Annotated in this window: 18 protein-coding genes; 12 read left to right on the top strand and 6 right to left on the bottom strand. The window is 65.1% G+C overall.

The genetic code is table 11. The features are described from left to right. Positions 1–204: 204 nt before the first annotated feature. Together DQG17_RS00495 and mgtE are read right to left on the bottom strand one after the other, a co-directional pair. Positions 205–1,104, bottom strand: coding sequence for an HD domain-containing protein (locus DQG17_RS00495; protein ID WP_157973467.1), 900 nt, complete (start codon positions 1,102–1,104; stop codon positions 205–207). Between the two features lie 28 nt (positions 1,105–1,132). Then, entirely contained in the window at positions 1,133–2,539 is a 1,407-nt protein-coding gene (gene mgtE / locus DQG17_RS00490) for a magnesium transporter (RefSeq protein WP_116130811.1), read from the bottom strand. Positions 2,540–2,737: 198 nt separating this feature from the next. Between mgtE and DQG17_RS00485 the strand changes: the two genes are divergently transcribed. Further along, complete coding sequence (locus DQG17_RS00485; RefSeq protein WP_116130810.1) at positions 2,738–3,067, top strand: SMR family transporter; 330 nt, start codon at positions 2,738–2,740, stop codon at positions 3,065–3,067. A gap of 90 nt (positions 3,068–3,157) precedes the next feature. On the opposite strand, the gene DQG17_RS00480 is transcribed toward DQG17_RS00485, so the two are convergent. After that, on the bottom strand, positions 3,158–4,819 hold the full coding sequence (locus DQG17_RS00480; RefSeq protein ID WP_116130809.1) for an NAD+ synthase: 1,662 nt from the start codon (positions 4,817–4,819) through the stop codon (positions 3,158–3,160). Positions 4,820–4,995: 176 nt separating this feature from the next. Here DQG17_RS00480 and DQG17_RS00475 point away from each other — a divergent pair, with 176 nt between their 5' ends. Continuing rightward, positions 4,996–6,516, top strand: a complete 1,521-nt coding sequence (locus DQG17_RS00475; protein WP_232829281.1) for an MORN repeat-containing protein — start codon at positions 4,996–4,998, stop codon at positions 6,514–6,516. 295 nt (positions 6,517–6,811) lie between these two features. Continuing rightward, positions 6,812–8,377 (top strand): 2-isopropylmalate synthase, encoded by a 1,566-nt coding sequence (locus tag DQG17_RS00470; RefSeq protein ID WP_116130808.1) that lies wholly within the window; start codon positions 6,812–6,814, stop codon positions 8,375–8,377. Between the two features lie 135 nt (positions 8,378–8,512). Here DQG17_RS00470 and DQG17_RS00465 read toward each other — a convergent pair whose 3' ends face one another. Further along, entirely contained in the window at positions 8,513–9,358 is an 846-nt protein-coding gene (locus DQG17_RS00465; protein WP_116130807.1) for a cycloisomerase, read from the bottom strand. Positions 9,359–9,631: 273 nt separating this feature from the next. On the opposite strand from DQG17_RS00465, the gene DQG17_RS00460 reads away from it, so the two are divergent. Genes DQG17_RS00460 through DQG17_RS00435 form a run of 6 tightly spaced genes read left to right on the top strand, consistent with a single transcriptional unit; the run spans position 9,632 to position 16,170 of the window. Beyond that, positions 9,632–10,669: a rod shape-determining protein gene (locus DQG17_RS00460; RefSeq protein WP_116130806.1), complete on the top strand. Its 1,038-nt coding sequence runs from the start codon at positions 9,632–9,634 to the stop codon at positions 10,667–10,669. A 49-nt stretch (positions 10,670–10,718) separates the two neighbouring features. Then, complete coding sequence (mreC, locus tag DQG17_RS00455; RefSeq protein WP_116130805.1) at positions 10,719–11,645, top strand: rod shape-determining protein MreC; 927 nt, start codon at positions 10,719–10,721, stop codon at positions 11,643–11,645. After that, complete coding sequence (locus tag DQG17_RS00450; protein WP_116130804.1) at positions 11,638–12,177, top strand: rod shape-determining protein MreD; 540 nt, start codon at positions 11,638–11,640, stop codon at positions 12,175–12,177. The genes mreC and DQG17_RS00450 overlap by 8 nt, the downstream gene beginning before the upstream one ends. Continuing rightward, positions 12,174–14,093, top strand: a complete 1,920-nt coding sequence (gene mrdA, locus DQG17_RS00445; protein ID WP_116130803.1) for a penicillin-binding protein 2 — start codon at positions 12,174–12,176, stop codon at positions 14,091–14,093. The genes DQG17_RS00450 and mrdA overlap by 4 nt, the downstream gene beginning before the upstream one ends. Continuing rightward, positions 14,090–15,238, top strand: a complete 1,149-nt coding sequence (rodA, locus tag DQG17_RS00440; protein ID WP_116130802.1) for a rod shape-determining protein RodA — start codon at positions 14,090–14,092, stop codon at positions 15,236–15,238. Before mrdA ends, rodA begins: the two co-directional genes overlap by 4 nt. Further along, complete coding sequence (locus DQG17_RS00435) at positions 15,235–16,170, top strand: glyoxylate/hydroxypyruvate reductase A (RefSeq protein ID WP_116130801.1); 936 nt, start codon at positions 15,235–15,237, stop codon at positions 16,168–16,170. Before rodA ends, DQG17_RS00435 begins: the two co-directional genes overlap by 4 nt. Positions 16,171–16,194: 24 nt before the next feature. Here the strand turns inward: DQG17_RS00435 and DQG17_RS00430 are convergent, their stop codons facing one another. Next, the gene (locus DQG17_RS00430) at positions 16,195–16,503 is read right to left on the bottom strand and encodes a hypothetical protein (RefSeq protein ID WP_116130800.1); all 309 of its coding nucleotides are present in this window, start codon (positions 16,501–16,503) and stop codon (positions 16,195–16,197) included. Between the two features lie 224 nt (positions 16,504–16,727). Between DQG17_RS00430 and DQG17_RS00425 the strand changes: the two genes are divergently transcribed. The 3 genes from DQG17_RS00425 (at position 16,728) to carB (ending at position 22,836) form a co-directional block, all read left to right on the top strand. Next, positions 16,728–17,930 carry a cyclopropane-fatty-acyl-phospholipid synthase family protein gene (locus DQG17_RS00425; protein ID WP_116130799.1) on the top strand — a complete coding sequence of 401 codons (1,203 nt, stop codon included), beginning with the start codon at positions 16,728–16,730 and terminating at the stop codon, positions 17,928–17,930. Positions 17,931–18,325: 395 nt separating this feature from the next. Beyond that, positions 18,326–19,291 carry a collagen-binding domain-containing protein gene (locus DQG17_RS00420; RefSeq protein ID WP_232829375.1) on the top strand — a complete coding sequence of 322 codons (966 nt, stop codon included), beginning with the start codon at positions 18,326–18,328 and terminating at the stop codon, positions 19,289–19,291. Positions 19,292–19,479: 188 nt separating this feature from the next. Beyond that, the gene (gene carB, locus DQG17_RS00415; RefSeq protein WP_116130797.1) at positions 19,480–22,836 is read left to right on the top strand and encodes a carbamoyl-phosphate synthase large subunit; all 3,357 of its coding nucleotides are present in this window, start codon (positions 19,480–19,482) and stop codon (positions 22,834–22,836) included. Positions 22,837–23,006: 170 nt separating this feature from the next. On the opposite strand, the gene lpdA is transcribed toward carB, so the two are convergent. Further along, positions 23,007–24,401: a dihydrolipoyl dehydrogenase gene (lpdA, locus tag DQG17_RS00410; protein ID WP_116130796.1), complete on the bottom strand. Its 1,395-nt coding sequence runs from the start codon at positions 24,399–24,401 to the stop codon at positions 23,007–23,009. Positions 24,402–24,407: the final 6 nt, after the last annotated feature.

Below are 24,407 nucleotides of genomic sequence, written 5' to 3'. Positions count from 1 at the left end.
GATCCATGACAACCCGGCCTGCAGCACGTCACGCGACGTGCTGCGGGTCATCGAGGCGGCGGGTCACGAGGGCACGGTCGTCGAATACCTGAAGACGGGCTGAATGCGTCCCCAGTTGCAGGCGCTGTTCACAGTCGCCGGCCTGACCCTGCGCCAGGCCCTGCGCACCGCGGGCGGCAAGGCGGCCGGGGCTTTCAATCCCCCTCACGCCGTGTCGTCGGTATAGACCCGGACATATCGGCCCTCGACCTCGATCCCGATGTAGTCCTGATCGAAGGCCAGCCCCAGTCGCTGGGCAAGGGCCACGATGGCGTCGCTGTCGTCTGACCGGATCCGGGCCAGCAACACGGGCCGCAGCTTGCCCTCGACCATGGCATGGGCCTCGACCACCGTGACCGAGGGAAAGTAGTGCGCCGCCATCTCGGCCAGCCGTTCGATGTCCGGGGCAGACAGTTTGCGCAGCCCGGTGTTGGGCAGATAGAGCGTGTGAACCGGCTGGCCGATCACCGTCTCGAGGTGGCGCACCGCCGCCCGCTGGCCTTCGATATCCATGCCGTCCATCTCGCGGATTGCCTGCTCGACTGTTTCTGCGGTGCGCGCGAAGGTCTCTTCCAGCTCGGCCGAGGCACCGCGGCCGGCCGCAACCAGATCGCGGCAGCTTTCCAGATAGCCGATCTTGCGTTCAGACCCCCAGCCCGCCGGCGCCGAGACCACGACCGAATGCAGGTTCGAGATCACGTCGGCAAGCTTGACCATCCGCGAATCGACCGGCTTGCCCGCAATCGACGCCAGACGGCGCTGCTTTCGTTCGGGCTTTGACAGGCTCATGTCGTCGGAATTCTCGACCACGATGCGTGCCACCCGCGCGCCGAAACGTGCCTCAAGCTCGGCGGCGCCGACGCCGGTATCCTCGATCGCATCGTGCAGCAGGGCTGCAATCATCAGGTCCACATCCGCACCGCCCGTCGCCTCGCCAACGAGGTTCATCACCTCGATCAGATGGTCGATATAGGGCTCCTGCGCGGCGCCTTTGCGGCGCTGGTTGCGGTGCGCCTCGGCAGCAAAGACCAGCGCCCGGGACAGCTTCAGGATTTCTTCAGACATTGACGTTCCAGTTTCCCGAAGGGCGGGGCTAGAGGTAGAAGACAGAGGCGACGGTAAAGAACACGAGAACGCCGAAGACATCGTTCGTGGTTGTGATGAAAATGCCCGTCGCCACCGCCGGGTCGAATTTCAACGCCTTCAGGACGAAGGGCACCAGCGTGCCGAGGGTCGCGGCCAGAATGGTGACAAGCAGGATCGCGAACAGGCAGGTCAGCGCCAGATAGAGGGGCGACGGGATCGGAAACAGCATCGACGCCAGCAGCACCAGCGCGCCGACGACCGACCCCACAAGCAGCCCGTTCATCACCGCCGCCAGCATCTCGCGCCCCAGCCGCGGCAGGAAATCGCCGCGCAGGCTCATGCCGTTGCCTATCGCCTGGATCGACATGGTCGAGGCCTGGATGCCCACGTTGCCGGCGGTCGACATCACCACCGGAATGAAGCTGGCCAGGATCGCCGCCTCGGCCAGCGCCTGTTCGTACGAACCGATCACCGTTGCCGCAATCGAGGACCCGATCAGACCGCCAAGGATCCATGGCAGCCGCCGGCGCACGATCTGCAGCGGCCGGTCGAAGGCCGTCGCATCGGGCGAGACCCCGCCCATCAGCAGCATGTCTTCCTCGGCTTCCTCACGCGCGATCCGGCGCAGGCCCCTCGGTGTGATCCCGCCGATCAGCCGGCCGGCCGCATCGACCACAGCGATGTTGTGGATCCGCTTTTTCTTGGCCAGCGCCAGCACGTCTTCCTGATCGGTCTCGGCGGTCACCACCACCGCGTTTTGTTCCATCACCTGCGCAATCGGGGTGTCGTCGTCGTTCAGCAAAAGGTCGCGCAGCCGCACGCAGCCCTTCAGGGTCTGCTGGGCGTCGATCACATAGACCCGCTCCAGCCGGTCGATCTGATCCGACCGGGCGCGGATTTCCGCAATCACCTCGCCGACCGTGCCGTCCTCGCGCGCGGTCAGGATGCCGCGCAGCATGTGGGCCGCGGCCATATCGTCGTCGGTCTCAAGCGCCTCGCGCAGCGCCGCCTCGTTCGGATCGCCGGTGACGATGTCGAGCGCATAGTCGTGCGGCAGCCCTTCGAGCAACGCCAGCGCCCGGTCCTGATCGAGGTTGCCGATCAGCTTGCGGAACTTGGCCTTGGTCTTTTCCTCGACCAGCAAGGCGCGCAACCGCGGATCGAGTTCGGACAGGATCCCGATCCCGGCCTCGTCGGGCAACCATTCGAGCAGCCGGCGCGCGTGTTTCGACCGCAACCGCATGAACAGCGCCAGAATGTCGGTCGGCTGCCAGCGGTCGAGAACGGTCAGCACCCTGCGCCGTTCGCCGGCCTTGATCATGGCAGATATGGCCTTGGTCGCCGCGGCATTGGCGGCGTCGGCGTTTTCGCCCTCTGTCGCATCCCAAAGGGGCGGCGCGTCTGTCTCGATCATCTCGTGCCTTCCCGAGGTTCCTTGTCGCGGGCGATCCTATCGCGGCAGCGCAGCATGATCAAAGACCGCTTTCCGCCGTTACACCACGACCATGTCACGCCCGCGACACGCCGAATTCACGGAGATTTCCCTTAGGTCCGGCACAGACCGCAGGGTAGACTGACAGGCACAGAATACAGCTATTTCAAGGAAGTGATCATGTTTTCGATCGATATGCTCACAGCCAGGCCGACGATGGCGATTGCCGCGGCGGCGGGATACGCGCTGGCCACTCTGTTCATGAAGCTGGCCGCAGACGGCAATGCGCTCTGGCCGATTGCGGGAATCGTCGTCGCCCTCGGCGTGACAGTCTCCGCCGAGATCGTCCTGTTGCGACGGCTCGATCTTGGCATCGCCTATGTCGTCGTGATCGGGGTCGAATCGCTTCTCGTGCTCGCAATCGCGTGTCTGGTCGGCGAGCCGTTGAGCCACAGGGACCTGCTGGGCGGCGCGATGGTGATCGCGGGCGCCGCGATGGTCAGCCACTGAAAGGTCGCACCGGGCTGGTGACACGGAGGCGCGGGATCGCCCGGATCAAGGATTTCGATAACAGCGCACAAGGCGCCACTTTCCGGTCGGTCAGTTGCCAAGCCGATCACGCCAGCGGTTGACGATTGGATAGCGGCGGTCGAGCCAGAACGCGCGGCGAGTCAACCGTGCCCCCGGCGCCGCTTGAAAGCGCTTGTATTCGCTAAGGAAGATCAGCCGCTCCACCCGTTCGACAACCTCGCGGTCGATCCCTTCGGCCACGATATCGCCAACGCTCGCCTCTTCGTCCACCAGGCGTTCGAGAATCCGGTCGAGCACCGGATAGGGCGGCAGGCTGTCCTCGTCCTTCTGGTCCTCGCGCAACTCGGCGCTGGGGGGCTTGTCGATCACCCGGGGCGGGATCACCTCGCCCGCGGGGCCCATCATCCAGTCCCGGTGATTGGCATTGCGCCAGCGGCAGGTCTGAAAGACCCGCATCTTGTAGAGATCCTTGATCGGGTTATAGCCGCCGGCCATGTCGCCATAGATCGTTGCATAGCCGACCGCGACCTCGGATTTGTTGCCGGTCGTCAGCAGCATCTCGCCGAACTTGTTGCTGAGCGCCATCAGCAGCAGCCCGCGCAGGCGGGATTGCACGTTTTCTTCCGTGATGTCGGCAGCCATCCCCTGAAACAGCGGCGCCAATGCCTCGGTCACCGCCGCGCGCGGCCCGGTGATCGGCAGGGTGTCAAGCTTGCAGCCGAGCGCCGTCGCCACGGCCGCGGCATCCTCCAGCGAATGCGCCGAGGTATATTCCGACGGCAGCATCACGCAGCGCACGTTCTCGGGGCCGATGGCGTCGGCGGCAATGGTCGCGACGATGGCTGAATCGATCCCGCCCGACAGTCCCAGCAGCACCTTGGCAAAACCCGACTTGCGCAGATAGTCGCGCAGCGCCTCGACCATGACGCGATAATCCTGTTCCCAGTCGTCGGGCAGATGCGCCATCTCGCCCGGGATCGCCTGCCATCCGGCGTCGCCCTGCACGAAATCCACATGCGCGACGGCCTCGTCGAAGACCGGCAGTTGCACCGCAAGCGCGCCATGCGGGTTCAGCACGAACGACCCGCCGTCGAACACCTGATCGTCCTGCCCGCCCACCATGTTGAGATAGACCATGGGCAGGCCGGTCTCGATGACCCGGCTGACCATGTGGGTCAGACGGATCTCGCGCTTGCCGCGGAAATAGGGCGAGCCGTTCGGAACCACCAGGATCTCGGCCCCGGTCTCGGCCAGCGTCTCGCAGACGTCGGGATGCCAGGCATCCTCGCAGATCGGCGTGCCGATCCGGACGGGGCCCAGCGCCACCGGCCCGTGGACCTCGCCCGACCGGAACACCCGCTTTTCGTCGAAGACGTTGAAATTCGGCAGATGGTGTTTGCAGATGGAGGTCAGGATCCGGCCGCCCCGCAGGTAGATATAGGCGTTGAACAGCTCGGCGCCGTTCATCTGCGGCAGACCGATCCCCAGCGTCGGTCCATCGGCGCAATCGGCGGCCAGCAGGTCCAGATGCCGGGCGCAATCGGCGATGAAGGCAGGGCGCATCATCAGGTCCTGCGCCTGATAGCCGGTCAGGAACATCTCGGGCAGGATTACCAGATCGGCGCCGGCATCGCGACCCTGCACCCAGGCGTCGCGCGCCTTGGCGGCATTGTCGGCAAGCGCGCCGACGGTCGGGTTGAGCTGCGCCAGCGTCACGCGGAATCGGGTCATCGGTCGCTCCTTGCCGTGGCTCGATGGGGCCGTGGACCTCTTAGCAGACTGACGGGGGAGTGAAAGACACGCGGGCAAAACTGGGCCAAAAACCGTTGCCCCCCGGGCAAGGCCCATTTAGGGTTGCGAACCGAATGAGCGACCCGAATAACCCCGGTTCCACGGTGGGAGCAGTCATGACCCGACAGGCCCGTCCTTTCTTGCCGGCGCCACTTCTGGCGCCTGCCGCTGCCGTGCTGATGGCGGCAGTCCTGGCCGGCCCTGTGCCGGCGCAGACGGCAGACGTCCAGACCAAGCAATACGACAATGGCGGGATCTACGAGGGGACCTTCCGCAACGGGCTGCAACACGGCAAGGGTACGTACCGGTTGCCGAACGGATACGAATATACCGGCGACTGGGTCGAGGGCGAGATCCTTGGCCAGGGCATGGCGCGGTTTCCGGACGGGTCGATCTATGAGGGCAGCTTTGCCAAGGGCAAGCCGGACGGCTATGGCAAGATCACGTTTGCCGATGGCTCGACCTATGAAGGCGAGTGGGTCGACAACGAGATGACCGGACAGGGCGTCGCGACCTATGCCAATGGCATGCGCTATGAGGGCCAGTTCGTGAACGCGCTGCACGAGGGCCAGGGCACGCTGACCGCACCCGACGGTTATCGCTATGACGGCAACTGGATCGCGGGGGTCAAGGAAGGCCGGGGCAAGATCACCTATCCCGACGGCACGGTTTACGAGGGCAATCTTGCCCGCGGCCAGCGCTCGGGTCAGGGCACGCTGACCCGGCCGGACGGATTCCGCTATGACGGATCCTGGCAGAACGGCCAGATCAACGGTCTGGGCAAGCTGACCCAACCGAATGGCGAGGAATACGAGGGCGTTCTGGTCGACGGCAAGCGCCAGGGCCACGGCAAGGCCAGTTACCCCAACGGCGATGTCTATGAGGGCGAGTTTCAGGACGACCGCCGCCACGGCCAGGGCACGCTGACCGGCGCAGACGGCTATGTCTATACCGGCCAGTGGGTTGATGGACGGATCGAGGGCCAGGGCGAGGTGACCTATCCCGACGGCTCGGTCTATGTCGGGCAGTCGGTGAACAATATGGCCCACGGCAAGGGCAAGATCACCTATCCCAACGGCAATTCCTATGACGGCGACTGGGTCGAGAACGTGATGCAGGGCGACGGCGTTGCGAGCTATGCCGATGGCAGCGTCTACAAGGGCCATTTCGACGATGCCAAGTACAACGGCGCCGGCGTCATGACCTATCCCGATGGCTATTCCTATGATGGCGACTGGGTCGAGGGCGTGCGCGAGGGCAAGGGCCGGGCCAGCTATCCCGACGGCAGCACCTATGAGGGGCAATTCGTCGGCGGCCAGCGCGAGGGCCAGGGCACCCTGATTTCGCCCAATGGTTTCCGCTATGTCGGCGCCTGGAAGGACGGCAAGATCACCGGCAAGGGGATCGCCACCTATGCCAACGGCGACGTCTATGAGGGGACATTCGCCGAGGGTATTCCCCAGGGCGAAGGCCAGATGCGGTTCTCGAACGGCGACGAGGTGGCTGGCCAGTGGGACGACGGCACCCTGGTGCCGAAAGGCGAGGCCGGGGGCGCCGCCCTTGCCGCCCCGACGGCCCCCGAGGCAACCGCCCCGCAAGAGACAGGCGCGGGACCGGCTGCACCGACATCGAACTGACGCCCCTTCCCCTGCCCGACATCTGCCTTGTGCCCGGCCCGGCGCCGCGATGGCGGCAGCGTCGCCGCAATCTGTGGCAGCCCGAGATTTATCGCTTTTCATTCGCCAAGGCGCGGGTATAGTCCCGAGCCATGATGACGCCCCGGCATATCCCCTGCAATTCCGCGATCCTGCGGGCGCTTCCGGCTGCCGGCCTCCTTCTCCTTAGCCGCCTCTGAGCGTGCCGATCGGCGCGTCCGCTCAGAGGGCTTAGGCAATCGCGCCAGGGATTGAAGGACACCAAGGAACACACCCCATGACTGCTATGAATGACCGCGTCGTTATCTTCGACACGACCCTGCGCGACGGCGAACAAAGCCCCGGCGCCACCATGACCCATGACGAGAAGCTGGAGATCGCCCAGCTGCTCGACGAGATGGGTGTCGATGTCATCGAGGCCGGCTTCCCCATCGCCTCGGACGGCGATTTCGAGGCGGTGCGCGACATCTCGAAGAACGCGAAGAATGCCGTGATCTGCGGTCTGGCGCGTGCCAATTTCAAGGACATCGACCGCTGCTGGGAGGCTGTGCGCCATGCCGAACGGCCGCGCATCCACACCTTCATCGGCACCTCGCCGCTGCACCGCGCGATCCCGAACCTGACCATGGACGAGATGGCCGACCGCATCCACGAGACGGTCACCCACGCCCGCAACCTCTGCGACAACGTGCAATGGTCGCCGATGGACGCCACGCGGACCGAACATGACTATCTGTGCCGGGTGGTCGAGATCGCGATCAAGGCCGGTGCGACCACGATCAACATCCCCGACACGGTCGGCTATACCGCGCCGCGCGAATCGGCCGATCTGATCCGGATGCTGATCGAACGGGTCCCCGGCGCCGATCAGATCATCTTTGCCACGCATTGCCACAACGACCTCGGCATGGCGACCGCGAACTCGCTGGCCGCGGTCGAGGCCGGCGCCCGCCAGATCGAATGCACGATCAACGGGCTCGGCGAACGGGCCGGCAACACCGCGCTGGAAGAGGTCGTGATGGCGCTGAAGGTGCGTCACGACATCATGCCCTATACGACAGGCATCGACACGACGAAGATCATGAACATCTCGCGGCGGGTGGCGGATGTGTCGGGCTTTCAGGTGCAGTTCAACAAGGCGATCGTCGGCAAGAACGCCTTTGCCCACGAAAGCGGCATCCATCAGGACGGCATGCTGAAGAACCCCGAGAACTTCGAGATCATGCGCCCCGAGGACGTCGGGCTGTCGGCGACCAATCTGGTGATGGGCAAGCATTCGGGCCGAGCCGCGCTGCGCGCCAAGCTGCATGACCTGGGCTATGATCTGGGCGACAATCAGCTGAAGGATGTGTTCGTGCGGTTCAAGGCGCTGGCCGACCGCAAGAAGGAGGTCTTCGACGATGACCTGATCGCGCTGATGCGCGATGCCGGCACCGAGGCGGCGGATTATCTGAAGGTCAAGTTCCTGCGCGTAATCTGCGGCACCGAGGCGCCGCAATCGGCCGATCTGACGCTGACCGTCGATGGCACCGACCATCAGGTGACGGCGAACGGTGACGGGCCGGTCGATGCGACCTTCAACGCCGTGAAGCAGATCTTCCCGCACAGCGCGCATCTGAAGCTCTTTCAGGTCCACGCCGTGACCGGCGGCACCGACGCCCAGGCGACCGTGACCGTGCGGCTGGAGGAAGACGGCCGGATCGTCACCGGCCAGTCCGCCGACACCGACACCGTCGTTGCCTCGGCCAAGGCCTATGTCGCGGCGCTGAACCGGCTGATCGTGCGCCGCACCAAGACCGGCAGCGACCAGAAAGAGATCAGCTACAAGGATGCGGTCAGCTGATCGCACGCCTGTCGCCGACGCCCCACCGAACCGCCCCCAGCGCAGCCTGCGCGGGGGCGGTTTCCCCGGCGGCCAAGAACACGGCCGCAGTGACGCCAGAGGCTTAGGCCGATGCCTGCCGGCCGGTATCCCGGCTCACTGGTTCCAGGATGCCGCGTTAAGCCCCTCGACCACGTTCACCGTAACCTTGTTGCCGTTCTTCTTGTCGCGGATGATGGCATAGACCGTGGGCAGGTCGGCTGTTCGGTCCCAGGCAAAGCCTTGGCCCGTGTTCGTCAATCCGATCGTGCCGACCCAGACCATCTCGGACCCGGCTTCGGGGAAGCGCAGCGCATAGATCTCGGGCTCGTCATGGCCTGTGATATAGAGCGTGCCGTCCGGCCCCCAGGACCCGCCCGAGTTGCTCATGTCGCCGAAGGTGTCGATGATGGCTTCGGGAAACACCCAGCCCTCGACAAAGCGGAAGTCGTCGTCGAGCTTGACCAGCATGGTGTTGTACTTGTTGCCATAGGCCTCGGCGCTGCGGCCGAAGACGCGGTTGTAATTGGCAAATGTCGCCCACCACGCGTCGTCATGCCGGTCGAGCCAGGTCAGCGAGCCATAGTTGATGCCGAAGCTGTAGCTGTCGACATGCTCCATGGTCTCGGGGTTCCAGACCTCGATCGACGAGGTCATCGGCCATTCGGGATAGTTCGACTGCGCGCCATAGAGCTTTCCCTCGATCAGCGCGGCGCCGTCGAGATGCCGGATCGCGCCGCCCTTCCCGCCGTCCCAGCGCGCAACCTCGGCGCCGGTCTGCTTGTCATGCTTGGTGATCGTGTGGTTGTTCACCGCATAGAAATAGTCACCGTCGACACCGACCCCCTGATTGGCAGCGGGGATGTCGAATTCGGCGGCAAGCCGCGATTCGATCCGGTCGGGATCGGCGGCTGCGGTAAAGGCCATTGCCGCAAGGCCCATGGAAAGGAGAAGCGTGCGCATCTGGGTGCTCTCTTGTTGTCGGACGAACACCGGTCTGGTGGTGCAGCAATGTGTCGGCCGCGGCACGATCAGGCGACGCTTTGGTAACAGGCCGCTACGTCAGTCAGGGATCAGGCCACCGGCGCGCATTCGCCGTCCGGGGCACACGCGGCCGGCATCGCCGGGGAATGCCCCCTTTTCCCGCTGACCCACGCCCCCTATAAGACGCAAACTGCGTGGCGCCAGAATCGTCGCGCCAATCACGATTCGCAACGATAACGAGCAGGAACACACATGGCGCTTTTTGGTGGGCTGTTCTCCTCCGACATGGCAATCGATCTCGGAACGGCGAACACGCTCGTCTATGTCAAGGGCAAGGGTGTGATCCTGAACGAACCTTCGGTCGTTGCCTATCACACCAAGAACGGCCGCAAGGAAGTTCTGGCGGTTGGCGAGGACGCCAAACTGATGCTGGGGCGCACCCCCGGCAGCATCCAGGCGATCCGGCCGATGCGCGAAGGCGTGATTGCCGACTTCGACACGGCGGAAGAAATGATCAAGCATTTCATCCGCAAGGTGCATCGGCGCACGACCTTCACCAAGCCCAAGATCATCGTCTGCGTGCCCTATGGCGCCACCCCGGTCGAAAAGCGCGCGATCCGGCAGTCCGTGCTGTCGGCCGGCGCCCGGCGTGCGGGCCTTATCGCCGAACCGATTGCGGCGGCCATCGGCGCCGGCATGCCGATCACCGACCCCACCGGGTCGATGGTGGTCGATATCGGCGGCGGCACCACCGAAGTCGCGATCCTGTCGCTCGGCGACATCGTCTATGCCCGCTCGGTCCGCATCGGCGGCGACCGGATGGACGAGGCCATCATCTCCTATCTGCGCCGCCAGCAGAACATGCTGATCGGCGACTCGACCGCCGAGCGGATCAAGACCGCCATCGGCACCGCACGGATGCCCGAAGACGGGCGCGGTGCATCGATGAAGATCCGCGGCCGCGATCTCCTGAACGGCGTCCCGAAAGAAACCGAGATCAACCAGGCCCAGGTGGCCGAGGCGCTGTCGGAGCCGGTGCAGGCAATCTGCGAGGCGGTGATGGCCGCGCTCGAAGCCACCCCGCCCGATCTCGCTGCCGACATCGTCGACCGCGGCGTGATGCTGACCGGTGGCGGCGCGCTGCTGGGCGAGCTTGACCTTGCGCTGCGCGAGCAGACCGGGCTTGCAATCTCGGTGGCAGACGAGTCGCTGAATTGCGTGGCGCTTGGCACCGGCAAGGCGCTGGAACACGAAGATCAGCTCCGTCACGCCATAGACTACGACAGCTAACCCCGTTGCGGGCGGCCGCGTCCCGGCCGCCCGACCCGAGGCATATCGCGTGGCACGCAACCGAAACCCAGAATTGGACTACGTCCGCCCGGTCCGCCGCATTCTGGTGATCGGGCTTGGGATGCTGTGCCTCGGTCTGTTTCTGGTCTGGCGGATCGACAGCCCGCGGATCGAGAAGTTCCGCGCCGACCTGATCGACGAAGTGGTGCCCAACTTTGAATGGGCCAGCGTGCCGATCACGCAATTCTACAAGATGGTCGAGGATTTCCAGTCCTATCAGCGGATCTATCAGCAGAATCAGGACCTGCGGCGCGAGCTGCAGCAGATGAAGGCCTGGAAAGAGGCCGCGGTGCAGCTCGAACAGCAGAACGCCAAACTTCTGGCGCTGAACAAGGTCCGGCTCGATCCGAAGCTGACCTCGGTCTCGGGCGTCGTGATCGCCGATTCCGGCTCGCCCTTTCGCCAGTCGGTGCTGTTGAACGTCGGCGCCGAGGACGGGATCATGGATGGCTGGGCCACCATGGACGGGCTCGGGCTGGTCGGCCGGATCTCGGGCGTGGGGGCGACCACCAGCCGGGTGATCCTGCTGACCGACGCGGCCAGCCGGCTGCCGGTGACGATCCAGCCCTCGGGGCAGCGCGCGATCCTTGCCGGCGACAACACCGCAGCCCCCCTTGTGGACTTTCTCGAGGATCTCGAGGCGGTCGAACCCGGGGACCGTATCGTCAGTTCGGGCGATGGCGGGGTGTTTCCCGCCGGCATGCTGGTCGGCCAGCTCGCGCTTGGCCCCGACGGGCGATACCGCGTCTGGCTGTCCGCCGATTATCAGCGGCTCGAATTCCTGCGCGTCCTGCGCAGCCACCATGGCGAGGTCATCACCGACCCCGGCGGGCTGATCGTACCGCCGCAGCCGGCGCCCGACCCCGCGCCCGCAACCGCCGAGGACAAGGCCGAGGGGACCGCCGGCGATGGTTGACCCGATCACCGCCCGCACCTGGAGCTATCGGGCGCTTTACGTCCTGCTGATCCTGCTGATCAGTTTCTTCCAGTTGCTGCCGTTGGGGGCGGTGACCGGCAAGTGGGCGGGACCGGACCTGTCGCTGGCGCTGACCTTTGCCTGGGTGCTGCGGCGGCCGGCCTATGTGCCTGTGCCGCTGATTGCCGGGCTGTTCTTGTTTCTCGATCTGCTGATGCAACGCCCACCGGGGCTTGACGCAGCACTGGTGGTGCTTGGCAGCGAATTCCTGCGGGCACGGCGCCATATGTCGCGTTCGCTGCCGTTTACGGTCGAATGGGCGCTGGTGACCGCGGTATTGTTGGCGCTTGTCGGGCTCAACCAGCTTGCTCTTGCCGTCGTGATGCTCGGTCCGCCGCCGCTTGGCCTCGCTCTTTTACGCGCACTTGTGACCGCAGCGGCCTATCCTTTGGTGGTCGCCCTGTCGCATTATGTCCTCGGGGTGCGCGCCGCAGCCCCGCACGAAGCCGATGCTCTGGGGAGCCGCCTGTGAGACGCCCACCGAAAGATACCGAAGACAGCCGCCGCCGCATTACCCGCCGCGGGCTGGTTCTGGGCGGGGGGATGCTGGGCTTCATGGGCGTGCTGGCGGCGCGGATGCGCTACATGCAGGTCGATCAGGCCGAGCAATTCCGCCTGCTGGCAGAAGAGAACCGCATCAACATCCGCCTGATCCCGCCCGCCCGCGGATTGATCTTCGATCGGACCGGCACGCCGGTTGCCGAGAATGCCCAGAACTATCGTCTGGTGATAGTGCGCGAAGACGTGGGCGATCTCGACGAGACCTTCGCCATGCTGCGCAAGCTGGTGCCGCTGACGGACGAGGATGTCGAACGCGCCCTGCGCGAGATCCGCCGCCGCAGCCCGTTTGTCCCGGTGACCATCGCCGACCAGCTTGCCTGGAAGGACGTGGCCGAGGTTGCAGTGAACGCCCCCGCCCTGCCTGGCGTCACCCCCGAAGTCGGGCTGACCCGGCACTATCCTCTCGCCCATGATTTCGCCCATGTGGTGGGCTATGTCGGCCCGGTTTCGGATTATGACCTCGGCAAGCTCGAAAACCCCGATCCGCTTCTGCAGATCCCCAAGTTCCAGATCGGCAAGGTCGGCTTCGAAGCCAAGGAAGAGGATCTGCTGCGCGGCTCGGCCGGCACAAAGCGGATCGAGGTCAACGCCGGCGGCCGGGTGATGCGCGAGCTGTCGCGTCAGGAAGGCAAGAAGGGCGCCGACATCCAGCTGACCATCGACCACGGGCTGCAGAACTTCGTCAACGCCCGGCTTGCGGGCGAAAGCGCGGCGGCCGTGGTGCTCGAGGTCGAGACCGGCGACATCCTCGCGATCTCCTCGGCGCCGTCGTTCGATCCGAACCTGTTCGTGCGCGGGATCTCGGGCAAGGATTATCGCTCGCTTACCGAGAACGATCACAGGCCGCTCGCGGACAAGTCGGTGCAGGGCACCTATCCGCCGGGTTCGACCTTCAAGCTGGTGACGGCACTTGCGGCGCACGAGGCCGGCGTGGTGACCGCGGGCGAAACGATCTATTGCCCGGGCTACAAGCAGCTAGGCACCCGCCGCTTTCACTGCTGGAAGCGTGGCGGCCACGGCCGCGTCGACCTTCACGGCAGCCTGATGCACAGCTGCGACGTCTATTATTATGAACTGGCCGAACGCGTCGGCATCGACCGGATATCCGAGATGGCGCGACGGCTCGGCATCGGCATCCGCCACGATCTGCCGATGTCGGCGGTGGCCGAAGGGCTCGCCCCCAGCAAGGCCTGGAAGCAGGAGCGCTATGGCGAGGCCTGGCGCGTCGGCGACAGCCTGAACGCCGCGATCGGTCAGGGCTATGTGCTGGCGTCGCCGCTGCAGCTTGCGATCATGGTCTCGCGGGTCGCCACCGGACAGATGATCCGGCCGCGGCTGATTAAGTCGATCGATGCCGTCGAACAGCCGATCGGAACCGACGGGCCGCTTGGGGTCAGCCCGACCACCTTGTCCCAGATCCGCAAGGCGATGTACGCGGTGTCGAACGCCCGCGGTGGCACCGCCTATGCCAGCCGCCTGCTGCCCGAGAACATGCGCTTTGCCGGCAAGACCGGCACCAGTCAGGTCCGCTCGGTCGTGGTGCACAATGCCTCGGTGCCGTGGGAACACCGCGACCATGCGCTGTTCGTCTGTTTCGCCCCGTTCGATGCACCCAAGATCGCCGTTTCCGTGGTCATCGAACATGGCGGCGGCGGCTCGGCGGTGGCGGCGCCGGTGGCCCGCGACATCGTCGCCCGCGCGCTCCATGGCGATCTGCCCCCCCTCGACATCTTCCCCGCGGGCGTCCGCGACAGCGTCGCAGAACGCTTCCAATCGATGCCGCTGCGCGATCGTACCGGTATGCCCCCTGTGAGCGACCGCGCATGAGCTATCTCGAATACCGCGTCCAGACCACTCCGACCGGGTTGTCAAAGCTGCTCTATATCAACTGGGGCCTGGTGCTGTTGCTGATCTCGGTCGCATCGGTCGGCTTTCTCATGCTCTATTCGGTCGCTGGCGGGTCGCTGCAGCCCTGGGCCGAACCGCAGATGAAACGCTTTGCCATCGGCATGATCGGCATGTTCGCCATCGCCATGGTGCCGATCCACATCTGGCGCAACACTGCGGGGCTTGCCTATGCGCTTTCCGTCATGCTGCTGGTCGCGGTCGAGGTCATGGGGTCGATCGGGATGGGCGCGCAGCGCTGGATCGAGATCGGGCCGATCCGGCTGCAACCCTCAGAATTCACCAAGATCGCGGTGGTGATGTTTCTGGCCGCCTATTACGACTGGCTCGACATCCGCAAGGTCAGCCGTCCGCTCTGGGTACTGATCCCGCTGATCATCATCCTGCTGCCGACATTCCTGGTGCTGAAACAACCGGACCTTGGCACCGCGATCCTGCTGGTCGCCGGCGGGGGCATCCTGATGTTCGCCGCGGGGGTCCATTGGGCCTATTTCGCGGTCGTCATCGCCAGCGGCGTGGGCCTTGTCAGCGCGGTGATCGAATCCCGCGGCACGCCCTGGCAACTGATCAAGGATTATCAGTTCCGGCGCATCGACACCTTCCTCAACCCCGACAGCGACCCGCTGGGGGCGGGCTATCACATCACCCAGTCGAAGATCGCGCTCGGCTCGGGCGGCTGGGCCGGACGCGGCTTCATGCAGGGCACCCAGTCGCGGCTGAACTTCCTGCCCGAAAAGCACACCGACTTCATCTTCACGACGCTGGCAGAAGAGTTCGGCTTTGTCGGCGCGGCCTCGCTGCTGACGCTCTACGCGCTGATCATCGTGTTCTGCATTGCCTCTGCCGTCTCGAACAAGGACCGCTTTGCCTCGCTGATGACGATCGGGATCGCTGCGACCTTCTTTCTGTATTTCGCGGTCAACATGTCGATGGTGATGGGGATGGCGCCGGTCGTCGGCGTGCCGCTGCCGCTTGTCAGCTATGGCGGATCGGCGATGCTGGTGCTGCTGGCGGCCTTCGGGCTGGTGCAATCGGGCCATGTCCACCGTCCGAGGGAACGGTCGTGACCCCGAATGTCCTTTTCGCAGCGCCCGACCGGCTGTGGGCGAGATATCAGGCACCGTTGACCCGCGCGCTTGAAGAGGTGGGTGTCAGCGCCCGGCTTGGGCCCGATGCAGGCCCGCCAGAGGACGTGGACTATATCGTCTATGCCCCGCACCCCGGTCTGCAGGACTTCACCCCCTTCACCCGCGCCAAGGCGGTGCTGAGCCTTTGGGCCGGGGTCGAAAAGATCGTCGGCAACCGGACGCTGACCATGCCGCTCGCTCGGATGGTCGATGCGGGGCTGACCGAAGGCATGGTCGAATGGGTCACGGGACAGGTGCTGCGCCACCACCTTGGGCTCGACCACGTTTTGTCCCACCAGTCCGGGGAATGGGTGCAGAACGTGCCGCCGCTTGCCCGCTGGCGGCCGGTCACGGTGCTGGGGCTCGGCGCGCTGGGTGCCGCCTGCGCGCGGGCGCTCGCGGCGCTCAACTTCCCGGTCACCGGGTGGAGCCGCACCGCCCGCGACATCCCCGGCATCCGGTGCCTTCACGGCGAGGGCGGTCTGGCCGAGGCGCTCGGCTCGGGCCAGATCCTGGTGCTGCTGCTGCCGCTGACGCCCGAAACCGACGGGTTGCTCGATGCCGCGCGGCTGGCGCTGCTGCCGGACGGCGCGGTCGTGCTCAATCCCGGCCGCGGGCCGCTGATCGACGACGCAGCCCTGCTGGCCGCGCTCGACGCGGGGCGGCTTGGCCATGCGACGCTGGATGTTTTCCGCACCGAACCCCTGCCCCCCTCGCATCCGTTCTGGGGCCATCCGCGGGTGACCGTCAGCCCGCATGTCGCTTCGGAAACCCGGCCCGAAAGCGCAGCCCGGGTGATCGCCGAGAACATCCGTCGCGGCGAGGCGGGCGAGCCGTTCCTGCATCTGGTGGATCGGGCGAACGGGTACTGACCCCCGCGCGCTGCAGACCGAGTGCTATTTCCGCCACGCCTCGATCTCGATGGCGATCCGGGTCTGAACATCGGCGATCTGCTTTTGCACGGCCCGCCGCTCTTCGGGGTCGGTCAGCGAGCCGAGCTGTTCGCGCAGCGCGGACTGTCTCTGGTTCAGCAAGACCACCAGCGGCTTGGCGTGCGCTTCGGCCATGATCCGGCCCAGCACATCCGGTGCCGCCCCGTCCAGCCCCTCGATCGGTGCGCCGGACCCCGACAAGCCGTCAAAGACGCCGTCCCGTTCCATGCGTTGCAAATAGAGATCGAGGGTAAGGTTCAGCGGATGATTCATGCCACGCTCCAATGCCCGCAGACATAGCTCTCCCAAACCCAGTTACAATGCGGCGCACGGTCCTTGGCCTGGGGTGGACAGGTCTCGGGCCCTGCGGTGAAATTTCCGTCACGTTCGACTGGCATCCGCAGCCTCGACATGACGAAGGGTCAGTGCCAGATTTGCCGGGTCGAAAGACAACGTGAAGAGTGCCGTGGGAAAGGCGCGGAGAGGAAGGTACAGGCATGTGGACACAAGCCTTTGATCTGATGCTTCGAAATCTGATCGGTATCGGAAGGCTCGATCTGATCGATGCCTCTGGAACATTGCGCAGCTATGGCCCCGGTGCAACGCCCGATGTCACCGTGCGGATCACCGACCCGTCCTTGCCGCGCAAATTGCTGCTCACCCCGGACCTGGCCCTGGGCGAGGCCTATATGGACGGCGGCATCACCATCGACGGCGACGACCTGCCGGGAATGATGCGGCTCATCCTTGCCAACCGCGGCAACGGCCAGACCAGTTGGGCGATCGAAACCAACCTGCTGCTGCGCCGGATGGTGCGCGGGATCCGCCAGTACAATCCGCTCGACCGCGCCCGCGTCAACGTCGCCCATCACTACGACCTGTCGGGCAAGCTCTATGACCTGTTTCTGGACGCCGACCGGCAGTATTCCTGCGCCTATTTCCGCCACCCCGACGATACGCTCGAACAGGCGCAGGTGCAGAAGAAGGCGCACATCGCCAAGAAACTGCTGCTGCAGCCGGGGATGCGCGTGTTCGACATCGGCTGCGGCTGGGGCGGGATGGCGATCACGCTGGCGCGCGACTACGGCGCCGACGTCGTGGGCGTCACGCTGTCGACCGAACAGCATGCAGTGGCCACCCGCAGGGTCGCTGAGGCGGGGCTGTCCGACCGTATCGACATCCGCCTGACCGACTATCGCAATGTCACCGAAACCTTCGACAGGATCGTCTCGGTCGGCATGTTCGAACATGTGGGTGTGCCGCATTACCGGGAGTACTTCGGCAAGGTGCGCGAGCGGCTTTCGCCCGACGGCGTCGCGCTGATCCACACCATCGGCCGCCACGATCCGCCGGGTTCGACCAGCCCCTGGATTTCCAAGTACATCTTTCCCGGCGGCTATGTGCCCGCACTGTCCGAGGTGATGCAGGCAGTCGAGAAAGAGGGTCTTTGGGCCGACGACATCGAAGTCTGGCGGATGCACTACGCCGAGACCCTGCGGCACTGGCGCGAGCGGTTTGAAGCGAACATCGCAGCGGCCGAGGCGCTGTACGACGCCCGGTTCTGCCGGATGTGGCGGTACTATCTGGTCGCCAGCGAAATGTCGTTCCGGCACTTCAACCAGGTTGTGTTCCAGATCCAGCTGTCCCGCCACCAACAGGCCGTTCCGCTGACCCGCGACTACATGTGCGGCGACGCCTGAACGCTCGATTCCCGCCGGACGGAACGGCCACGCCGTTCTCGTAAGCGCTGCCATGCCTGAAAAGGTATGACGCAGGCGCAGCCCTGCTATTCACATTTTGCAACCCACTTGTCCGCCGCCGACCGCGCGTCTTGCACGTCAGGCGCGACTTATGGAAGTTTTGTTCCCTTTCAAGAAGATAGCCGCCACCAAAGCGACCGGGATGCAATCTCGACACTTCCGGATCTCGTCCCGATCCATCTACATGTTAACGCTACTATTAATTTTTATTTTGATATCCTCGTTAACCTCCGTATTAGGGTGAACACCCGGCGCCACAGATGTTTCAGTGCCGGAAGGCGACCTGTCGCCATGTACCGTATCAGTCCTTGAGACATTGTAGAAAAGACGTGACCATGAGTTTTGTAAGAGTTGGCGCTTTCGCGCTTGGCGTGATCCTTACCCCCTTCGCAGCAAGTGCTGTTTCCCTTGATGCCCAGACACTGATGAATACCGCCGTCGCGATTTCGCTCGGCGACTTTACAACCGTTAATACCGCCCATGTCGAAGGCCCGACCTATATTGGCGGAAGCGTCGCGTCGGGAACCTTCGACGTTAACACCGACGGTCTTCCGTCCATTAACGTTGGCGGCATTACCGGTGGCCTGATCGTCGGCGGCGATATGACGGCGCATGCCAATACGATCATCGGCGGCGCCCAGGTAGGCGGCACCTTCACCGACACCAACTCTGGCGCCTCGTCGTCGGCGGTCATTACCGACCACGTCGACGGAATTCCGGTTGCCGCCATGACCAGCCTGTTCACCGACCTCTCGGGCGAACTGTCCAGCCTGTCGACAACGCTGGGTGCCTCGATCACCGGCGACATGAACAACATCTCCGTCGTCTCGGGCGCAGGTGTGGACGGGATCGCGGTGCTGAACCTCGACGCAACGACCGCTGCGTCCTATTTCACCACCAACGCCCTCATGAACTTCTCGATCGATGACGACACCACGCTGATCATCAACGTGGCTGGCAACTTCGACACCAGCTACGTCACCGCCAAGGTCAATACCGACCAGCCCAATGTCCTGTTCAACTTCTATGAAGCCACCACAGTGACCTTCGGCAGCCAGGCCTGGAACGCCAGCGTCCTTGCCCCTCTGGCCACGGTTTCGACCCCGCAAGGCGGCGTCAACGGCACTGTCGTCGCCGGCGAAATCCGCCTCGGCGGCGAGATCCGGCCCTACAACAATTCCAACGGCTTTGCGGGCGATCTACCGACCGCCACGCCGCCGGTCGTCCCGCTGCCGGCAAGCTTCGTGCTGCTGGGCTCGGCCGGCCTCGCGCTTGGCGCGATGCGCCGCCGCCGCCGCTGACCCTGTCCAAACCGAACGACGAAGCGGGCCCACCCCTGGGCCCGCTTTTTTCCTGTCCGGCCCTCCGCGCTGCCATCCGGGCCCTGCCTGCCGCACAGCGCCGGGGCCGCGGCGAGGCAGGGCTTGCGCCCCCCTGCCCGCCCTCTATAACGCAGGCAATTTGCGCCGCCCCCGCCCGGAGACTCGCCATGCCCAAACGTACCGACATCTCGTCCATCATGATCATCGGGGCGGGACCGATCGTCATCGGGCAAGCCTGCGAATTCGACTATTCCGGCGCTCAGGCCTGCAAGGCCCTGCGCGAAGAAGGCTATCGCGTCATCCTCGTCAATTCCAATCCGGCCACGATCATGACCGACCCGGGCCTGGCCGACGCGACCTATATCGAACCGATTACCCCTGAGATCGTCGCCAAGATCATCGAGAAGGAACGCCCCGACGCGCTGCTGCCCACCATGGGCGGACAGACCGGGCTCAACACCTCGCTGGCACTCGCAGACCTCGGAATTCTCGACAAGTACGGGGTCGAACTGATCGGCGCCAACCGCCAGGCCATCGAAATGGCCGAGGACCGCAAGCTGTTTCGCGAGGCCATGGACCGGATCGGGCTGGAAAACCCCAAGGCCACCATTATCGCCGCGCCGAAACGCGCGGACGGCAAATACGACATCCGCGCCGGGCTGGAAGAGGCCAAGGCGGCACTCGAAGACATCGGCCTGCCGGCAATCATCCGCCCGGCCTTCACGCTCGGCGGCACCGGCGGCGGCGTCGCCTATAACCGCGACGACTATGAATATTTCTGCCGCTCGGGACTCGAGGCCTCGCCCATGGGCCAGATCCTCGTCGACGAAAGCCTGCTCGGCTGGAAAGAGTTCGAGATGGAGGTGGTTCGCGACCGCGCGGACAACGCCATCATCGTCTGCGCCATCGAGAACGTCGATCCGATGGGCGTGCACACCGGGGATTCGATCACCGTCGCGCCGGCGCTGACGCTGACCGACAAGGAATACCAGATCATGCGCAATGGCTCGATTGCCGTGCTGCGCGAGATCGGCGTCGAAACCGGCGGCTCGAACGTGCAATGGGCGGTCAACCCCGCCGACGGCCGTATGGTCGTGATCGAGATGAACCCGCGGGTCTCCCGCTCGTCCGCGCTGGCATCGAAGGCCACAGGCTTCCCGATTGCCAAGATCGCCGCAAAACTCGCGGTCGGCTACACGCTCGACGAGCTCGACAACGACATCACCAAGGTGACGCCCGCCTCCTTCGAGCCGACCATCGACTATGTCGTCACCAAGATCCCGCGCTTCGCGTTCGAGAAGTTCCCCGGTGCCAAGCCCGAGCTTACCACCGCGATGAAGTCGGTGGGCGAGGTCATGGCAATCGGCCGGACGATCCACGAATCCTTTCAGAAGGCGCTCGCCTCGATGGAAACCGGTCTGACCGGCTTCGACGAGGTGGCAATCGACGGTATGCCGGGCCTCGATCAATTGATGACCGCCGAATGCGACGACCCGGTGAACCCGCAGATCCTGGTCGGTCGCGACGAGACGGCGCAGATGGCCATCGACAAGTCGCTGACCCGCGCGCTGTCCGAACAGACGCCCGACCGGATCCGGGTGATCGCGCACGCCATGCGCTATGGCTTCTCGGACGACGAGATCAACGAGCTTACCGCCTATGACCCGTGGTTCCTGGCCCGGATCCGCGAAATCATCGCCACCGAGGCGCGTGTCCGCCGGGACGGCCTGCCACTCGACGAACAGGGCCTGCGCGAGCTGAAGATGATGGGCTTTACCGACGCCCGCCTCGCCACGCTCACCGGGCGCGACGAGGACAACGTGCGCCGCGCGCGCGAGAACCTGGGCGTCCATGCCCAGTTCAAGCGCATCGACACCTGTGCCGCCGAATTCGAGGCGCAGACACCCTACATGTATTCGACCTATGAAGTGCCGATGATGGGCGAGGCGGAATGCGAGGCGCGGCCCTCGAACGCCCGCAAGGTCGTCATTCTCGGCGGCGGCCCGAACCGGATCGGCCAGGGGATCGAGTTCGACTATTGCTGCTGCCACGCCTGCTTCGCGCTGACCGAAGCGGGCTATGAAACCATCATGATCAACTGCAACCCCGAGACCGTGTCGACCGACTACGACACTTCGGACCGGCTGTATTTCGAACCGCTGACTTTCGAACACGTGATGGAGATCCTGCGCGTCGAACAGGAACGCGGCACGCTGCATGGCGTCATCGTCCAGTTCGGCGGCCAGACGCCGCTGAAGCTTGCCAATGCGCTGGAACAGGCCGGCATCCCGATCCTCGGCACCACGCCCGACGCCATCGACCTCGCCGAGGACCGCGAACGGTTCCAGTCGCTCGTCACCCGCCTCGGGCTCAGACAGCCGGTCAACGGCATCGCCGCCTCGGACGAGGAAGCCATGCGGATCGCCAGGGAAATCGGCTTCCCGCTGGTGATCCGGCCCTCCTATGTTCTGGGCGGCCGGGCCATGGAGATCGTGCGCGATACCGCCCAGCTCGAACGCTATATCGCCGAGGCGGTGGTGGTGTCGGGGCGCAGCCCGGTGCTGCTCGACAGCTATCTGTCGGGCGCGATCGAGATCGACGTCGATGCGCTCTGCGACGGGACCCAGGTACATGTCGCAGGCATCATGCAGCATATCGAAGAGGCGGGCGTCCATTCGGGCGACAGCGCCTGCTCGCTGCCGCCCTATTCGCTCAGCCCCGAACTGATCGCCGAACTGAAGGTGCAGACCGAAGCGCTGGCGCTGGCGCTCAATGTCGTCGGACTGATGAACGTCCAGTTCGCAATCAAGAACGGCGACATCTACCTGATCGAGGTCAACCCGCGCGCCTCGCGGACCGTGCCCTTCGTGGCCAAGGCCGTGGGCTCGCCCATCGCCTCGATCGCAGCCCGGCTGATGGCGGGCGAAAAGCTCTCGGCCTTCACCCTCGTCGATCCCCAGATCGACACCTATGCGGTCAAGGAGGCGGTGATGCCCTTCGCCCGCTTCCCCGGCGTCGACACGCTGCTCGGCCCCGAGATGCGCTCGACCGGCGAGGTCATGGGCTCGGACAAGAACTTCTACCGCGCCTTCCTAAAGGCCCAGATCGGCGCCGGGGCGGACCTGCCGACCGAGGGCTGCGTGTTCCTCTCGATCAAGCCCGACGACAAGACGCCCCAGTTGCTCGAGGCCGCCCAGACCCTCGACGAACTCGGCTTCGAGATTCTCGCAACCCGCGGCACGGCGGCCTTCCTGCAGGCCGCCGGGATCCCCGCCAAGATCGTCAACAAGGTCTACGAGGGCCGGCCGAACATCGTCGACGTGCTGAAGGACGGCCGGGTCAACCTGGTGATGAACACCACCGAAGGCGCGCAGGCGGTCGAGGACAGCCGGACGCTGCGCACCGTCGCGCTGATGGACAAGATCCCCTATTTCACCACGCTCGCCGGCAGCCACGCCGCAGCCCTTGCGATGAAGGCGCGCCAGGAGGGCGAGCTCGAGGTTCACGCCCTGCAGGAAATCTGAGCCGCAGCCGCGCCGCGGAGCCGCCGTCGCGCCAATCAGATCAAAGAGAAGCCGGCCCCGAAAAACGGGCGCCGGCTTCTCTTGTTGTCAAATATCCTCGGGGGGAGCGCGCAAGGCGCGCGCGGGGGGCAGACAGCCCCCCGTCCGACGCCTGCCCGAGCCATCCCCGCTCAGGCGTGGATCGCCCCGTCGCCACAGGCCAGTGCCGCCTCCCGGACCGCTTCCGAGAATGTCGGGTGGGCGTGGCAGGTCCGCGCCACATCCTCGGCCGAGGCCCCGAATTCCATCGCCACGCAGATCTCGTGGATCAGCTCGCCCGCCGACGGGCCGATGATGTGGCAGCCGAGGATCCGGTCGGTGTCCTTGTCCGCAAGCAGCTTCACGAAGCCCTCGGACTGCATCACGGCCTTCGCCCGGCCGTTGCCCATGAACGAGAACTTGCCAACCTTGTAGGCGCGGCCCGCCTCCTTAAGCTTTTCCTCGGTCGCGCCCACCGAGGCGACCTCGGGGGTGGTATAGATCACGCCGGGGATCAGGTTGTAGTCGATATGCGGTTTCTGGCCCGCGATCATCTCGGCAACCGCCGAGCCCTCATCCTCGGCCTTGTGCGCCAGCATCGGCCCTGCGATCGCGTCGCCGATCGCATAGACGCCCGGCACGCTGGTGCGGAAATGCCCGTCGGTCTCGATCTGCCCGCGGGGCGACAACTTTACCCCCAGCGCATCGAGTCCGAGCCCTTCGGTGAACGGCACCCGCCCGGTCGCGACCAGCACCACATCGGCGTCGATCTGGTGCTCGCTGTCGTCCTTGCGCAGTTTGTAGCTGACCTTGGCCTTGGTCTTCAGGGTCTCGACCTTGCCGACCGCGGCGCCGGTGACGATCTCGAGCCCCTGTTTCTTCAGGATCTTCTCGAAGCTGCGTGCAACCTCCTTGTCGGCGCCCGGAACAATGCCGTCCATGAATTCGATCACCGTCACCTCGGTGCCGAGCCGGGCATAGACCGAACCGAGTTCGAGCCCGATCACGCCGCCGCCGACCACGACCATCTTCTTCGGGATCTTCGGCAGGTCCAGCGCGCCGGTCGAGGTGACGACGATCTTCTCGTCGATGGTGACCTCGGCGCCGGGGATCGAGGCCGCGGCAGAGCCTGAGGCAATGATGATGTGCTTGGCCTCGTGCACCTCGTCGCCGACCTTGACCTTGCCGGCCTCGGGGATCGATCCCCAGCCCTTCAGCCAGTCGATCTTGTTCTTCTTGAACAGGAACTCGATGCCCTTGGTGTTCTGGCCGATCACGTCGTCCTTGTAGGCCAGCATCTGCGGCCAGTCGATCTTGGGTGCGGCGACACCGATACCCATGGCCGAGAAATTGTGTTCGGCCTCGTGCACCAGGTGGCTGGCGTGCAGCATCGCCTTGGAGGGGATGCAGCCGACGTTGAGGCAGGTGCCGCCGAGGGTGTCGCGCCCTTCGACGCAGGCGGTCTTGAGCCCGAGCTGGGCGCAGCGGATCGCGCAGACATAGCCGCCGGGGCCGGCGCCGATTACGATGACGTCATAACTTGCCATGAGGAA

The organism is Tropicimonas sp. IMCC34043 (genome assembly GCF_003390845.1).
In the GTDB taxonomy this organism is placed as follows: Bacteria; Pseudomonadota; Alphaproteobacteria; order Rhodobacterales; family Rhodobacteraceae; genus Tropicimonas.
Note: the sequence above shows the minus strand (reverse complement) of the source record. Positions and strands in the feature narration are given on the sequence as shown.

What these genes read in the sequence shown, in the direction of transcription:
- DQG17_RS00495 (WP_157973467.1), bottom strand. Translation starts at nt 1,104, where the DNA reads ATGTCTGAAGAAATCCTGAAGCTGTCCCGGGCGCTGGTCTTTGCTGCC.
- mgtE (WP_116130811.1), bottom strand. Translation starts at nt 2,539, where the DNA reads ATGATCGAGACAGACGCGCCGCCCCTTTGGGATGCGACAGAGGGCGAA.
- DQG17_RS00485 (WP_116130810.1), top strand. Translation starts at nt 2,738, where the DNA reads ATGTTTTCGATCGATATGCTCACAGCCAGGCCGACGATGGCGATTGCC.
- DQG17_RS00480 (WP_116130809.1), bottom strand. Translation starts at nt 4,819, where the DNA reads ATGACCCGATTCCGCGTGACGCTGGCGCAGCTCAACCCGACCGTCGGC.
- DQG17_RS00475 (WP_232829281.1), top strand. Translation starts at nt 4,996, where the DNA reads ATGACCCGACAGGCCCGTCCTTTCTTGCCGGCGCCACTTCTGGCGCCT.
- DQG17_RS00470 (WP_116130808.1), top strand. Translation starts at nt 6,812, where the DNA reads ATGACTGCTATGAATGACCGCGTCGTTATCTTCGACACGACCCTGCGC.
- DQG17_RS00465 (WP_116130807.1), bottom strand. Translation starts at nt 9,358, where the DNA reads ATGCGCACGCTTCTCCTTTCCATGGGCCTTGCGGCAATGGCCTTTACC.
- DQG17_RS00460 (WP_116130806.1), top strand. Translation starts at nt 9,632, where the DNA reads ATGGCGCTTTTTGGTGGGCTGTTCTCCTCCGACATGGCAATCGATCTC.
- DQG17_RS00450 (WP_116130804.1), top strand. Translation starts at nt 11,638, where the DNA reads ATGGTTGACCCGATCACCGCCCGCACCTGGAGCTATCGGGCGCTTTAC.
- rodA (WP_116130802.1), top strand. Translation starts at nt 14,090, where the DNA reads ATGAGCTATCTCGAATACCGCGTCCAGACCACTCCGACCGGGTTGTCA.
- DQG17_RS00430 (WP_116130800.1), bottom strand. Translation starts at nt 16,503, where the DNA reads ATGAATCATCCGCTGAACCTTACCCTCGATCTCTATTTGCAACGCATG.
- DQG17_RS00425 (WP_116130799.1), top strand. Translation starts at nt 16,728, where the DNA reads ATGTGGACACAAGCCTTTGATCTGATGCTTCGAAATCTGATCGGTATC.
- DQG17_RS00420 (WP_232829375.1), top strand. Translation starts at nt 18,326, where the DNA reads ATGAGTTTTGTAAGAGTTGGCGCTTTCGCGCTTGGCGTGATCCTTACC.
- carB (WP_116130797.1), top strand. Translation starts at nt 19,480, where the DNA reads ATGCCCAAACGTACCGACATCTCGTCCATCATGATCATCGGGGCGGGA.
- lpdA (WP_116130796.1), bottom strand. Translation starts at nt 24,401, where the DNA reads ATGGCAAGTTATGACGTCATCGTAATCGGCGCCGGCCCCGGCGGCTAT.